This is a genomic window from Massilia rhizosphaerae (genome assembly GCF_016093545.1).
Taxonomy (GTDB): domain Bacteria; phylum Pseudomonadota; class Gammaproteobacteria; order Burkholderiales; family Burkholderiaceae_D; genus Telluria; species Telluria rhizosphaerae.
In genome coordinates this window covers 1-13,719 of record NZ_JADKYX010000024.1, presented here as the reverse complement: position 1 = coordinate 13,719, position 13,719 = coordinate 1, and the positions used below count along the sequence as shown (strand labels likewise).

Annotated in this window: 12 protein-coding genes; all 12 read right to left on the bottom strand. The window is 65.0% G+C overall.

The window, feature by feature from the left end:
* Positions 1-189: 189 nt before the first annotated feature.
* Positions 190-1,866, bottom strand: a complete 1,677-nt coding sequence (locus ISF28_RS26200; RefSeq protein ID WP_198120124.1) for an ATP-binding protein — start codon at positions 1,864-1,866, stop codon at positions 190-192.
* A complete protein-coding gene (locus tag ISF28_RS26195) occupies positions 1,863-3,146 on the bottom strand; it encodes an HD-GYP domain-containing protein (RefSeq protein WP_198120123.1) in 1,284 nt (427 codons plus the stop codon). Before ISF28_RS26195 ends, ISF28_RS26200 begins: the two co-directional genes overlap by 4 nt.
* Before the next feature lie 134 nt (positions 3,147-3,280).
* Entirely contained in the window at positions 3,281-4,957 is a 1,677-nt protein-coding gene (locus ISF28_RS26190) for a diguanylate cyclase (RefSeq protein WP_198120122.1), read from the bottom strand.
* Positions 4,958-5,061: 104 nt separating this feature from the next.
* A complete protein-coding gene (gene nudB / locus ISF28_RS26185) occupies positions 5,062-5,517 on the bottom strand; it encodes a dihydroneopterin triphosphate diphosphatase (RefSeq protein ID WP_198120121.1) in 456 nt (151 codons plus the stop codon).
* A gap of 91 nt (positions 5,518-5,608) precedes the next feature.
* Entirely contained in the window at positions 5,609-7,402 is a 1,794-nt protein-coding gene (aspS, locus tag ISF28_RS26180) for an aspartate--tRNA ligase (protein ID WP_198120120.1), read from the bottom strand.
* Positions 7,403-7,490: 88 nt separating this feature from the next.
* On the bottom strand, positions 7,491-8,111 hold the full coding sequence (locus ISF28_RS26175) for a DUF502 domain-containing protein (protein ID WP_198120119.1): 621 nt from the start codon (positions 8,109-8,111) through the stop codon (positions 7,491-7,493).
* Between the two features lie 78 nt (positions 8,112-8,189).
* Positions 8,190-8,492: an FmdB family zinc ribbon protein gene (locus ISF28_RS26170; protein ID WP_198120118.1), complete on the bottom strand. Its 303-nt coding sequence runs from the start codon at positions 8,490-8,492 to the stop codon at positions 8,190-8,192.
* A 283-nt stretch (positions 8,493-8,775) separates the two neighbouring features.
* Entirely contained in the window at positions 8,776-9,399 is a 624-nt protein-coding gene (locus tag ISF28_RS26165; protein ID WP_198120117.1) for a methyltransferase domain-containing protein, read from the bottom strand.
* Positions 9,399-10,967 (bottom strand): ubiquinone biosynthesis regulatory protein kinase UbiB, encoded by a 1,569-nt coding sequence (gene ubiB / locus ISF28_RS26160; RefSeq protein ID WP_198120116.1) that lies wholly within the window; start codon positions 10,965-10,967, stop codon positions 9,399-9,401. The genes ISF28_RS26165 and ubiB overlap by 1 nt, the downstream gene beginning before the upstream one ends.
* On the bottom strand, positions 10,967-11,620 hold the full coding sequence (locus ISF28_RS26155) for a ubiquinone biosynthesis accessory factor UbiJ (RefSeq protein ID WP_198120115.1): 654 nt from the start codon (positions 11,618-11,620) through the stop codon (positions 10,967-10,969). Before ISF28_RS26155 ends, ubiB begins: the two co-directional genes overlap by 1 nt.
* Before the next feature lie 233 nt (positions 11,621-11,853).
* A complete protein-coding gene (locus tag ISF28_RS26150) occupies positions 11,854-12,795 on the bottom strand; it encodes a Tim44 domain-containing protein (protein ID WP_198120114.1) in 942 nt (313 codons plus the stop codon).
* A gap of 9 nt (positions 12,796-12,804) precedes the next feature.
* Positions 12,805-13,539: a bifunctional demethylmenaquinone methyltransferase/2-methoxy-6-polyprenyl-1,4-benzoquinol methylase UbiE gene (ubiE, locus tag ISF28_RS26145; RefSeq protein ID WP_036238917.1), complete on the bottom strand. Its 735-nt coding sequence runs from the start codon at positions 13,537-13,539 to the stop codon at positions 12,805-12,807.
* Positions 13,540-13,719: the final 180 nt, after the last annotated feature.

Here is a 13,719-nt window from a genome sequence, read left to right as displayed (position 1 = left end):
CCTAAATTAAATTTCGTACATACAGCGAGAATCGGCCGCTCGTCAAGGAATCGAGCAGGATCGATCAAAGCAAATCTCTCGAATTATCACGACGATCGATGGCTTTGTGACGCGGGATGCGGCGATTCGGGCTTCAGTCCGCCACCGCCGATTTTTTGACCTGAGCAGCCTCAGGAAGTTCCGGACCGTTCAGATGGCCACGTCGGCGCCGGGCGCCGGCCGGCAGCGCGGCAGGACGACGCGGAACCGCGTGCCTTTGCCCACTTCGCTGTGCACGTCGATGCGCCCGCCGTGCTTCTGCACGATCCCGTACGACAGCGACAGGCCGAGGCCGGTGCCTTTACCCACCGGTTTGGTCGTGAAGAAGGGTTCGAAGATGCGCCCCAGCTTGTCCTTGGGGATGCCGGTGCCGGTGTCCTCGACTTCGATCCAGACCTGTTTGTCGTCGTGGCCCGTGCGCAGGATGATGCGGCCGTGCTTCTCGATCGCGTGGGCGGAATTGACCAGCAGGTTCATGAACACCTGGTTCAGCTGCGACGGGTAGCACTCGATCTGCGGGATCTGCGCGTACTCCTTGGTCACTTCGGCCTTGTACTTGATCTCGTTCCAGACCACGTTCAGCGTGCTGTTCAGGCCCGCCTCGAGGTCGGCGTACTGCAGGTCGCCGCCGTCGACATGCGAAAAATCCTTCATGTCCTGCACGATGCGGCGCACGCGGTCGATGCCGTCGAGCGATTCGCGCAGCAGCGGTTCCAGGTCCTCGCGCAGGTAGTCGGCGTCGACTTCCTTCTTCAGCCGCGCGATCGCGGCGCGGTCGTCCGGACTGAGCGAGCCTTCCAGCGCCTCGTAGCTGTCGAGCAGCCGGAGCATGGAGTGGGCATACCGCTGCAGGCTGCCCAGGTTCGAATTGACGAAGCCGATCGGATTGTTGATCTCGTGCGCGACGCCGGCCGCCAGCACGCCGATCGAGGCCATCTTCTCCGATTGCAGCAACTGGCTCTGGGCCTCGCCCAGTTTCTTGATCAACTCCGCCTGGCGCGCCTGTTCCTTTTCCAGCGTCGCATTCGCCTCCTGCAAGTCGCGCGTGCGTTCGCGCACCTTCGATTCGAGCTGGTCGCGCGACTCGCGCAGCGCTTCCTCGGCCCGGTGGCGCTCGGTGACGTCGGTGTAGCCGAACACCCGCCCGATCACGCGCTCGCCCAGGAACTGAGGTCGCGAACGGCATTCGAAGAAGCGGCCGCTCTTGAGCCGGAACAGGTCCTGCGTCTCGGTCGTATCGGCCACCTGGCGCAGCTGGCTGCGGATCAGCTCTCCCTGCTCGGCCTGGCCCGCGATGAATTCGATGATGCCGTCGTCGTCGCCGGCCTGCAGCAGCGCGGCGGGGATGTCCCACATCGCCGAAAACAACCGGTTCATGCTCGTGATCTTGCCGTGCCAGTCGATCACCAGGATGCCGTCCGCCGTCGATTCCAAGGTCGTGCGCAGCTGGGCCAGGGTCTGCTCGAGCAGGGCCTCGACCTGGCGCTCGTGGCGGCAGTCGCGCGCGCGCACCAGCAGCAGCGATCGCTCGCCGTCGTGGATCACGCGCACCGATTTCATCACCGTCAGCAGCGACGCGTCGGCGCACAGGTATTCGCCCTCCTGCGCCTCGACGTCGAGGTACTGGCCGCCGCGTACGTCCTCCCAATAAAACACGTCCTGCAGCGAGCTTTCGATGTCGGTGATGACCATCCCGCTCAACTGGGCGGCCGGATAACCGAGCACCTGTTCGACCGTGCGGTTGGCGACGAGAATGCGCAAGTCGGCCGGGTCGACCAGCATCACCATGTAGGGACTGTGGTCGACCATCAGTTGGTGCAGGCTCATGGCTGGTTCCTCCGCCCCGGATCGCTCGCGTCGAAGTAGTAGCTGACGCGTTTGCGCGGGCTGAGGTAGTTGTAGATGTCCTTTGGCACCTGGGACGGGCGGATCGACTTCACGATGTTCAGGTCCGGCTGCTGCTCGAGGTTGACCACGATCGCTTCCTCGCGCGGCACGCTGGCCTCGTAGATCATGACCTGGGGCCGGGTCGGCTTGGCGGTGTTGACGTTGACGACCATGCCGACGACGCTGTTGGCCAGCTGGACGATCGTGCCGGGCGGGTACACGCCCAGGCAGCGGATGAACACCTGCAGCAGCTTGGGGTCGAAGCGGCTGCGCATCTTGGCGAACATCAGCGACAGCGCCTCGTGCGGCGTGAGCGACTCGGCCGGGTTGCGCGGATTGCACAATTCGTCGTAATGGTTGGCGATCGAGACAATGCGGGCGAGGATGCTGGTCGCCTCGCCTTGCAGGTGGCGCGGATAGCCGCTGCCGTCGAACATCTCGTGGTGGTCGCGGATGATGGCCAGCGCCGGCGCCGCCAGGCCCAGCTTCTGGCCGATCTCGAAACCGCCCTGGCAATGTGTTTCGACGAGCGCCTGCTCGGCGTGGTTGTACGCGTCGAGCTTGTTCAGGATCCGGTCCGGGATGTTCCTCGTGCCGACGTCGTGCATCAACGCACCCATGCCGAGCACGCTGGCCACCTCGTGCGGCAGCTTGATGTCGCGCGCGATCATCATCGACAGCATCGTGACGTTGAGGGAGTGCACGTAGACTTCCTCGCCGCCCAGCTTGTCGCCCATCAGGTTGATCGCCAGCTCGGGCGCGGACAGGATCGAATCCGTGATCTGGCCGATCAGTTTGCCGGCCACGCGGATCGTCTCGGCCGGCTGGGAAAACAGGTTGCGGTCGATCTCGCGGATGGCGCGCGCCGTGTTCACGAACGCCTGCTCGATGCGCGCCGCGTTCTCGCGCTGCTCGCGGATGCGCGCCATCATCTCGCGTTTCGCCGCCATGACGGGCGACTCGGCGCGCGACTCCGGCGACACCGTGGCCGGCGCGGCGGGCGCCGGCTGGTCCGGCGCCGCCGTGGGCACCGGGATGTCGCTGAGCGCGGGATCCACGCGGACCGAGTCCAGGCCCAGTCCACGCAGGATGCGGAGCTGGTCCTCGGTCTTGACCTTGAAATGGCTGAACGCGAACGGGTGCTGGAACCATTTCAGGTCCAGGTAAATATACAGGCCGATCTGGACCTGGTCGATTGGGATGGTGAGCGTGTCGGCCATGATGCGCCTCGGAAGGTGGGCACTGGTGAAAGAATCCTTCAGAACCGAAAGTATCAACTCCCTCTATTTCGGTCAAGAAACATTTGTTTCTATGTGGAACTTACGACACATTTCCCCGGCGGGTGCCGCCGCACTCAGACTCCTGTCACCACCCGGTTCCGTCCATGCTGCTTGGCGCGATACAACGCCTTGTCGGCCGCCCAGAACAGCGCTTCGGCATCCTGGGCGTGGACCGGATACGCCGCCACGCCGAACGACGCCGTGATCCGTTCCGGCCCTTCTCCTTCCGCGTTCGGCGTGATGGCGGCCAGGGCGACGCGGATCGCCTCCGCGCGCGCGCCCGCATCCGCGGCCGTGCATTCCGGCAGCAGCAAGACCATCTCCTCGCCGCCGTAGCGGCAGGCGATGTCCCCTTCGCGGATGCCCAGACGCAGTTGCTGGGCGATCGTGCGCAGCACGGCGTCGCCGACGGCATGGCCGAAGCCGTCGTTGACGTCCTTGAAATGGTCGATGTCGACGAGCACCAGGCTCACGGGCACGTTCTTGCGCCGCGCCCGCGCCAGCTCGCGCTTCAGGGCGGCGTCGAAATGGCGCCGGTTGAACAGGCCGGTGAGCGGATCGAGCACCGATTGCCGGCGCAGCGACTCGCGCAGGCGCGCATTCCCCAGCGCGAGTGCGAGCTGCTCCGCGACCGTCACCGCCAGGCGCTCCTGCTCTTCCTGCATCGAGCCCGCCGTCAATCCTTCCAGATGCACCATGCCGACCAGTTCATCGTGCGTGACGAGCGGGATGCACAGGCGCGCCGCCGCGTCGTCCGACGGTTCGCGGTAATGGGCGCACGCCGGGTCGCCGTAGCCGGCCGTCTTGTAGCGCGCCCCGTGGCGCAGCCCCCAGCAGGCATCGATGTCGATGGCCCAGGGCTGGTCGGACGGCCGGCCCCATTGCGCCTGGCGGTCCAGCATGTTGTCGTCGTCGTCGCGCAGCAGGAACAGCGTGCCGGCCACGCCGGGCAGCAGTTTCGGCATGAAGCGCGCGATCACGGGGCCGGCGTCGACGACCGCCGGCACGGCTTCCACGGCACGCAGCAATTCCGCGACCAGTTTCAGTTCGCGGTTGCGGCGCGACGTCAGGGCGACCGCCTCCGCGAGCTGGCCGGCCTGCGTCTCCAGTTGCGCGGCGATGGCGCGCCGCTCGCGCAGCATGCGCATCACGACCAGCAGCAGCACGCCCAGCGCGAGGATATTGCAGGCGGTGGCCGCGACGCTCACGGTGAACGAGCGCCCGGAGCGCGCCAGCAGGTCCGCCCGCAACGCGTCGCGCCGCGCCTTGCCGCGCGCGTCTTCGGCCGCGACGAGCTGGCGCAATTCGTCCATGTATTGCTTGCCGCGCAGCGAGCTGACCACGCGCTCGGTCGCCTCGAAGCCGGCACGGCGGCGCAGCAGGATGGTCTCTTCGAGCTCGGCCAGCTTGAGATCCACCAGGCGCGAGATGCGCCACACGGTGGTCCGTTCGGCATCCGTGCGCGCCTTCTCCTTGGCGTCGTGCAGGGCCGAGGGCAACATGCGCCGGGTCCGTTCATACGGTTCGAGGAAGGTGTCGTTGCCGGTGATGACGAAGCCGCGCTGCGCCGTCTCGGCATCGCGCACGCTGGCCAGGATGGCATCGAGACGCTGCTGCGCGAGCAGCTCGGCGCGCGCCTGCGCCAGCAGGACGTTGACGGACCGGTTCAGCCAGAACGGCACCGCCGCCACCAGCACCATGACGGCGAAGACGGCGAAGGCGACGAATTTCAGGTATTTTGCACTGCGCATGCGGAGGCGGTCGGCTTTCGATTGCTACAGAGCAAGAAAAATAGCACAGATTGCGCCGCGCACGGTTGAAATGGACGATTTCGTACGCGCGATCCGGGTTTTGTTTACGCCGCGCGTACGTGCCGCGGCAATTGCAGGATCGCTTCCGCGTTCGAGCTGGAAAAGCACCGGTCGGCCGCTTCCAGCAGCGGCAGCCAGGCGTAGTGCAGATGTTCGCGCGGCGCGAGGGTGATCGGGATGTCGCGCGGGACGCAGACGGAGAACACGTGCTCCGTGTTGTGGGTGACGCCGGGCGCATAGCGGTGGCGCCAGGTCGCGTAGATCTCGTAGATGTTGGACAGGTGCCAGTCCTTGAGGACGATGCGCTCGCCATCGGCGACGATGCCCGTTTCCTCGAACAGTTCGCGCGTGGCCGTTTCCAGCAGCGGTTCGTCGGGGCGGTCGAGGGAACCGGTGACGGATTGCCAGAAGCCGGGACGGTCGGCGCGTTCGATCAGCAGCACGTCCAGGTCGGCGGTGTGGATGACGACCAGGACGGATTCGGGGATTTTGTGGGGCATGGCAGGCGTGGTGGCGACACATGGTGGGCGCGGGGGCACCCACCCTACTGCAGAGTTTCGTAGGGTGGGCACCCCGTGCCCACCAAACCCATCAAGCGACCTTCGGCTCGTTACGCAGACGGATATGCAGCTCGCGCAGCTGCTTCTCGTCGACTTCCGACGGCGCGTTGGTGAGCAGGTCCTGCGCGCGCTGGGTCTTCGGGAACGCGATCACGTCGCGGATCGACTCGGAGCCCGTCATCAGCGTGATCAGGCGGTCCAGGCCGAACGCCAGGCCGCCGTGCGGCGGGGCGCCGTACTGCAGGGCGTCGAGCAGGAAGCCGAACTTCAGCTGCGCTTCTTCCGCATCGATCTTCAACGCGCGGAACACCTTGCTCTGGACTTCCTCGCGGTGGATACGGATCGAGCCGCCGCCCAGTTCCCAGCCGTTCAGCACCATGTCGTAGGCCTTGGCGATGCAGGCGCCCGGGTTCGTCTCGAGCATGTCTTCGTGGCCGTCCTTCGGCGCCGTGAACGGGTGGTGCGTGGCGTTCCAGCGGTCGCCTTCGTCGTCGTACTCGAACATCGGGAAGTCGATGACCCACAGCGGCGCCCAGACGTCGTCGAACAGGCCGGCCTTCTTGCCGAATTCCGAGTGGCCGATCTTCACGCGCAGCGCGCCCATCGAGTCGTTCACGACCTTGGCCTTGTCCGCGCCGAAGAAGATCAGGTCGCCGTCTTCGGCACCGGTCAGCTCCAGCACTTTCGCGAGGACGTCGTCCGAGATGTTCTTGACGATCGGCGACTGCAGGCCCTCGCGGCCCTTGGCCTTCTCGTTGACCTTGATGTAGGCGAGGCCCTTGGCGCCGTAGATGCCGACGAATTGCGTGTACGCGTCGATTTCCGAACGCGGCATCGAACCGCCCTGCGGCACGCGCAGGCCGACGACGCGGCCGCCCGCCATGTTGGCGGCGTTGTTGAAGACCTTGAATTCGACGGTCTTCATCAGCTCCGTCAGTTCGGTGAACTGCAGCTTTACGCGCATGTCCGGCTTGTCCGAACCGTAGGAACCCATGGCGGTGGCGAAGTCCATCACCGGGAACGGGTTCGGCAGGTCGATGCCGGCGGCGTTCTTGAAGACCACGCGCATCATGTCTTCGAACAGGTCACGGATTTCCTGCTCGGTCAGGAACGACGTCTCGCAGTCGATCTGCGTGAATTCCGGCTGGCGGTCGGCGCGCAGGTCTTCGTCGCGGAAGCACTTGGTGATCTGGTAGTAGCGGTCGAAGTTGGCGACCATCAGCAGCTGCTTGAACAGCTGCGGCGACTGCGGCAGCGCGAAGAAGTTGCCCGGGTTGACGCGCGACGGCACCAGGTAGTCGCGCGCGCCTTCCGGCGTGGACTTGGTCAGCATCGGGGTCTCGATGTCGATGAAGCCCAGGTTGTCCAGGTATTTGCGCACTTCCATCGTGACCTTGTAGCGCAGGCGCAGGTTGTGCTGCATCTGCTGGCGGCGCAGGTCGAGCACGCGGTGCGTCAGGCGGGTCGTCTCGGACAGGTTGTCGTCGTCCAGCTGGAACGGCACCGGCACGGATGCATTCAGCACTTCCAGTTTCGTCGTGTTGATCTCGATCTTGCCCGACTTCAGGTTGGCGTTGGCGGTGCCCTCCAGGCGGTTCACGACGGTGCCGGTGACGCGCAGGCAGTACTCGTTGCGCACGTGCTCGGCGACCTTGAACACGTCCGCATTGTCGGGGTGGCAGACGACCTGCACGAGGCCTTCGCGGTCGCGCAGGTCGATGAAGATCACCCCGCCGTGGTCGCGGCGGCGATGCACCCAGCCGCACAGGCTGACGGTTTGGCCCAGCAGCTCTTCGGTCACGAGGCCGCAGTAGTGAGTACGCATGGAGGACATAGTTTTTCGATCCTGGTTGGTTGATTCGGTGGGCCCGCTGCGAGCGCCGGCCCTGGATTCTTTGCTGCCTTGTTCTGTCTTATTGCGCCGCCGCGGCCGCCTGCGCGAGCGCGGCGTCGAGCGGCGCCGGCGGCGCCACGACGCCCATCGAGACGATGTACTTGAGGGCCGCGTCGACCGTCATGTCCAGCTCGACGACGCGGCTTTTTTCCATCATCAGGAAGAAGCCGGAGGTCGGGTTGGGCGTGGTCGGCACGTACACGCTCACGTAGTCGCCCACCAGGTGGTTCTTGACGTCGCCGCCCGGCACGCCGGTGAGGAAGGCGATCGTGTACGAATTCTCGTGCGGGTACGGGATCAGGACGGCCTTGCGGAACGCATTGCCCGACGACGAGAACAGCGTGTCCGACACTTGCTTGACGCTGCCGTAGATCGAATTCACGACGGGGATGCGCTGCAGCAGCCGTTCCCACATGCGCACGAACCATTTGCCGACCAGGTTATTGGTCAGCACGCCGGTCAGGAACACGATGGCCAGCGTGATGACGGCGCCGAGGCCGGGAATGTAGGTGCGCGGCTGCCACTCGGTCGGCACGAGCACGAGCGACTGGTCCAGTGCGCTGATCACGAAGTTCAGCACCCAGGCCGTGATCGCCAGGGGAACCAGCACCAGCGCGCCGGTGATGAAATATTTACGCATCGATTGTCGTGACGGATCTCGTCCGGTGAAAGTGTCGGGTGCTCATTATGCGCCGGCCGCGCGGGGCCGGCGCCGCTGTCAGGTACTGCTGCCGTCCTTCGCCGGCGCGGCGGCCGGTGCCGGCGCGGGCGACGCTTCCGCGCTGCCTGCGCTACTATCGGACGACGTCGACGGCGCCGTGCCGGTCGCGGGTGCCGAGCCACCGCGGAAGTCGGTCACGTACCAGCCGGTCCCTTTCAACTGAAAACCGGCGGCGGTGACTTGCTTCTTGAACGATGACTTGCCGCACGACGGGCAAACGGTCAGAACCGGATCGGCAATCTTTTGCAGCACATCCTTGGCAAAACCGCATTCATCGCAGCGGTAGGCGTAAATCGGCATCTGAATACTCCGCAAAAATCATCAAAACCCTGAATTATAAAGCTTTTGCGGGGTCGATGGACGGGTGGCCAATTTGCTGCATCATGGAAATAGTGTTGTTTTTCGTCTGCGTACGGTTGAGTTCTGTTTGCCGAACATCAACTTAGCTGTTTAAATAGCATTCTCAGCAGCATCAATGCAGCACAAGGTCTAAGAAACAGAAGTTTGCGCGACCGGCTTCCGGCCCGCCGCAATACCGAAGAAAAGCACTTCAAATCGGGGCCCGCTTGCGGGCCTTTTCTTTTTATCGGCGCCGCCAGATCATCCAGCGTTCCTTGCCCGCGAACACCGGTATCGAATCCTCGACGGCCTCGTCGGCCACGCACTCGAACGCGGGCGTCAACAGCGCATCCAGCTCGGCGCGCGCGATGCCGAACGGCGGGCCCTTCGCCGCGTCATCGAAGTAAAAACAACCCGCCAACAAACCACCCTGCCCCAGCAATTCGGCCCAGCGCCGCGCCACGTCCGGCCGGCGTGCCGGCGGCAGCGCACAAAAAAATGCCTGCTCAACCACGAGGTCCAGGGGCCGCGGCGGTGCATACGCAAAGAAATCCGCCTGCACGATGCGGTCCGCCCACGGCCCGGCCAGCGCACGGGCGCGCGCGACGGCTTCCCGGGAAAAATCGATGGCGGTGGCGTCCCAGCCGGCCTCGCACATCAAGGCCAGCTCACGCGCCGAGCCGCAGCCGGGGAGCAGGACAGCCGGGGGCTGTCCTGCGACGGCTGCGAGCTGCCCCGCAGCCACGAACCGGCGCAAGGCCAGCGGCACCTCGCCCCGCTCCCACGGCGTGAACGCGCGCTCGAAGCGCTCGTCCCAGAATCGGGGCGACAGCGGATCGCGGCTGGAAAAGGCCGGCGGCGCGGCCATCACGGGGTCCAGTGCAGATGCCCGGAGACGAACATTCCGCCGACGAGCACGGCCAGCACGCCCGTCGCGCAGGCGAGGAAGATCAGCAGGCGCGTGGCGCGGCGCTGCTCGTGCACCATCTTCGCCATCAAGTCGCCCATATCGAGGTCGCTGTACGCGCGCTTGTGCAAGACCTGGTGCATCAGGCGCGGCAACTGCGGAAAGATCTGGGCGAAGCGCGGCGCCTCGGCCTTCAGGCGCTCGGCCAGGCCGCGCCAGCCCACCTGCTCGGCCATCCACCGTTCCAGATACGGTTTCGCCGTCTTCCACAAATCGAGATCGGGATCGAGCTGGCGGCCCAGGCCTTCGATGTTCAGCATGGTCTTTTGCAACAGCACGAGCTGCGGCTGCACTTCGACATTGAAACGGCGCGACGTCTGGAACAGGCGCAGCAGCACCTGGCCGAACGAAATGTCTTTCAAGGGCCGGTCGAAGATCGGCTCGCACGTGGCGCGCACGGCCGCTTCCAGTTCGTCGACGCGGGTCTCGCGCGGCGCCCAGCCGGATTCGATGTGCGCCTCGGCCACGCGCTTGTAGTCGCGCCGGAAGAAGGCGAGGAAGTTCTGCGACAAATAATCCTTGTCGAAATCGTTCAGGGTGCCGACGATGCCGAAGTCCAGCGCGATGTAGCGCCCGAACGTGGCCGGATCGACGGACACGAGGATGTTCCCGGGGTGCATGTCCGCGTGAAAAAAGCCGTCGCGGAAGACCTGCGTGAAAAAGATCTCGACGCCGTCGCTGGACAATTTCTTGAGGTCGACGCCGGCCGCGACGAGGCGGTCCGTCTGCGAGATCGGGATGCCGTTCATGCGCTCCATCACGATCACGCTGCTGGAGCAGTAATCCCAATACATTTCCGGCACGAGCAGCAAATCGGAATTCGCGAAGTTGCGGCGCAGCTGGCTGGCATTGGCCGCCTCGCGCATCAGGTCGAGCTCGTCGTGCAGGTATTTGTCGAACTCGGCCACGACTTCGCGCGGCTTGAGGCGGCGGCTGTCCGGCCAGACTTTTTCGATGAGGCCGGCGGCCATCTGCATCAGGGCAATATCCTCATCGATCGTCGACTTCATGCCCGGCCGCAGCACTTTCACCGCGACCTCCTTGCCGTTTTTCAGGGTGGCGAAGTGCACTTGCGCGATCGACGCGGACGCGATGGGCGTGCGCTCGAACGACGCGAACAGCATGTCAGGCGCGGCGCCCAGCGAACGCGTGATCTGGGCGACGGCCAGGTCGGAGTCGAACGGCGGCACGCGGTCCTGCAGCAGCGACAGCTCGGCCACGATATCGGGCGGCATCAGGTCGGGACGGGTCGACAGCACCTGGCCGAATTTCACGAAGATGGGCCCCAGCTCTTCCAGCGCCAGGCGCAGGCGGATCGCGCGGGGAGAACTGATCCGGCGCCAGAAGAAGACGGTATTGATCACGCGGGCGGTGCGCGGGACGTGCAGGCCGGAAATCGCGATCTCGTCCAGGCCATATTTGACGATGACGGTGAATATCTTCAGCAGGCGCAGGAATTTCAGGATCATCAGTGGTCCGAAGGCGTGTCAGGGAGGGCCGGTGCGGACTGCGCCAGCTTCTGCTCGAGTTTGGCGATGCGCTTGGCCGTGCGCTCGACGTCGTCGCGCAGGCGGCCGACGTCGTCCGCGAACGCGTCCACGGCCGCCGGCCGCACGAGCACGCGGCGTTCTTCCAGCAGGAATTCGGCGACGTTTTCCGCCAGCCGGCGTCCGGCAGTCGCGGCGCCCGTCACGGCCGAGCGCGCCCCACCGGCCAGCCGCACGGCGCCGATCGGTCCGAACACGCGCTCGAGGTCGTGCTCGGCGTCCCAGCGCAAGCCTTTGGACAGTTGCGAGATCGTGTTGGCGAACTCGGCATCGCCCTCGATGCGGACGTAGGAAAACGCGCGATCGCGGTTCTGCACGATCAGCGGCAGGTCGGCGAGCTTGACGTGGATGGTGACGCTGGCCCCGTCATCCGGCCCCGCCGTCTCGAGCATGCCGTCGCGCGCCACGCGCATGCGCAGGGCGAGGTGTCCCGTATCGATGCAGGCCGTCTTGCCGGCATGGCGCATCAAGGCGTCGCGCGCCCACGCTTCCTGCGCCAGCAGGTGATTGATCGTCGCCACGGCCGGGGCCGTCAGGCCGCGTTGCGGCGACAGGAAAGTAGAAGTCGAAGACATGACCATTCGTAATGACAAAATAAAACCGCCCGGCGTTGGACACGTCGAAAAACCTGCTGCGCGTTGCCCTGCTGTGCTGCGATGCTCGCTGTACTCTCGTACAGCTGCGCTTCTCCCACAGCATTGCTGCCGCTCGCGACGCTTTTTCGAGGTGCCCGTTGGTCGGGCGGTTTCGATCTTACCAGTTCACCGGAGCATAAAACCCGGAGCACAAGCTTTAAACTGGGAAATTCTTAAGTGATCTGCTGGATGCCCGCCAGCACCCAACCGCCATTGCCGGACAGCGGCTTGGCCAGGTTCCACACCTCGACGAACGGTTCCGGCTGCGCGCCGGGCGCGTTGCGGATCATGCCGTTGAACTGCACGCTGGCGAGGTAGTCGCGCTCGGTCGTCTCGATGCCCAGCAGTTGGGAATCGATATTGACCACTTCCGTGTAATCCGGCTGGCCGCCCCGTTCCTGGATCTGCAGCGACAGTTCCGCATACACCTCGGGCGACGTGAACTCGCGCAGGTCGGCCAGGTCGCCGCGGTCCCAGGCGGCCTGCATGCGGATGAACGAGGCCTTGGCGTGACGCAGGAAAGCGTCCGTGTCGAACCCGGCCGGCACGCCCCATGGCTGGTGTGTCGACGCCGGTTTATCGAGGGACGGCGTGTTCGAAAAGCCCGACTGGAAACCGCCCTGGTTGCCTTGATACGCACTGTTCAGGCCGGAACCGATTTCCGGCGTGGCCGAGGCCGGCACGGGGTTCGGATTAAAGCCGGTAAAGGTCGGGTTGGCGGGCGTGTCCTTGCGGCGGAACATGCGCACGATGAACATCACGGCGAACACGAGCAGCAGGATCATCAGCAGCGACGACAGCGCGCCGGCCATGGCGCCGCCGATGCCGAAGTGCGAGAACAACGCGCCCAGGCCGAGGCCCAGCAGCGCGCCGCCCAGCACGCCTTTCCACATGCTCGGCCGCCGCACTGGCAGCGGGGCCGGCACGGCCGGCGCCGGGGCCGGACGCTGATACGACGGCTGCTGGTAAGGCGCGGGCGCGGGAGCCGGCGTGCGCATCCGGCTCACCGACTGCGACTGGCGCCCGAACGAGCGGCTGCCGCCCAGCGGACGCGCGTCGGCGACGCAGGACAGCGTCATCAGCGCGATCATCATGCTGGCCAAGAACTTTTTCATCTGCTCACCTCAGAGTTTGATGCCGGTGTGCAGTGCGGCCACACCGGCCGTCAGGTTGTAGTACTGCACGCGTTCCAGGCCCGCCGTTTCCATCATCGATTTCAGCGTTTCCTGGTCCGGGTGCATGCGGATCGATTCCGCCAGATAGCGGTAGCTCTCGGCATCGTTCGCGATGCGCTGGCCCAGCCACGGCAGCACCGAGAACGAATACACGTCGTACGGCTTTTGCAGCGGCGCCGCCACTTTCGAGAACTCCAGCACGAGCAACTTGCCGCCCGGCTTGAGCACGCGGCGCATTTCCGCCAGGGCCTGATCCTTGTGCGTCATGTTGCGCAGGCCAAAAGCCACGCTGACGCGGTCGAAATAATTGTCCGGGAACGGCAGTTTTTCCGCGTCACACAGCAAGGTGGGGGTGACGAGACCCTTGTTCAATAGACGATCGCGGCCCACGCGCAGCATCGACTCGTTGATGTCCGTGAGCCAGACCTCACCGCTCGGCCCCGCCTGCTTGGCGAACGCCTTCGACAAGTCGCCCGTGCCGCCCGCGATGTCGAGCACCTTGAAGCCGGGACGGATGCCGGCCTGGGCGATGGTGAACGCCTTCCACACGCGGTGCAGGCCGGCGGACATCAGGTCGTTCATCACGTCGTATTTGGACGCGACCGAGTGGAATACCTTGGCTACCTCGTGGACTTTCTCGTCTTCCGAGACAGTCTTGTAGCCGAAATGGGTGGTGTTGGTCATAGTAGCAAGCCGTTTAGTCTTGCCACATTATACAAGCCGGGTGCATGCCCAGCTTAGAGCGTATCCCAGTAGAGCTCATCCGGAGGGACATCTGACGCATTTTTGAGTCTAAGTCCATGATCAGGAGAACTATCATGGGCATGCTGAAGCAAGACGATGGCTGGCGTTTGCCAGATGAGA

Excerpts from the sequence above, each read along its gene's own strand:
- ISF28_RS26165 (WP_198120117.1), bottom strand. The coding sequence starts at position 9,399 with ATGGCCGCGCCGCCGGCCTTTTCCAGCCGCGATCCGCTGTCGCCCCGA.
- ubiE (WP_036238917.1), bottom strand. The coding sequence starts at position 13,539 with ATGACCAACACCACCCATTTCGGCTACAAGACTGTCTCGGAAGACGAG.
- ISF28_RS26200 (WP_198120124.1), bottom strand. The coding sequence starts at position 1,866 with ATGAGCCTGCACCAACTGATGGTCGACCACAGTCCCTACATGGTGATG.
- ISF28_RS26190 (WP_198120122.1), bottom strand. The coding sequence starts at position 4,957 with ATGCGCAGTGCAAAATACCTGAAATTCGTCGCCTTCGCCGTCTTCGCC.
- nudB (WP_198120121.1), bottom strand. The coding sequence starts at position 5,517 with ATGCCCCACAAAATCCCCGAATCCGTCCTGGTCGTCATCCACACCGCC.
- ISF28_RS26175 (WP_198120119.1), bottom strand. The coding sequence starts at position 8,111 with ATGCGTAAATATTTCATCACCGGCGCGCTGGTGCTGGTTCCCCTGGCG.
- ubiB (WP_198120116.1), bottom strand. The coding sequence starts at position 10,967 with ATGATCCTGAAATTCCTGCGCCTGCTGAAGATATTCACCGTCATCGTC.
- ISF28_RS26170 (WP_198120118.1), bottom strand. The coding sequence starts at position 8,492 with ATGCCGATTTACGCCTACCGCTGCGATGAATGCGGTTTTGCCAAGGAT.
- ISF28_RS26150 (WP_198120114.1), bottom strand. The coding sequence starts at position 12,795 with ATGAAAAAGTTCTTGGCCAGCATGATGATCGCGCTGATGACGCTGTCC.
- ISF28_RS26195 (WP_198120123.1), bottom strand. The coding sequence starts at position 3,146 with ATGGCCGACACGCTCACCATCCCAATCGACCAGGTCCAGATCGGCCTG.
- aspS (WP_198120120.1), bottom strand. The coding sequence starts at position 7,402 with ATGCGTACTCACTACTGCGGCCTCGTGACCGAAGAGCTGCTGGGCCAA.
- ISF28_RS26155 (WP_198120115.1), bottom strand. The coding sequence starts at position 11,620 with ATGTCTTCGACTTCTACTTTCCTGTCGCCGCAACGCGGCCTGACGGCC.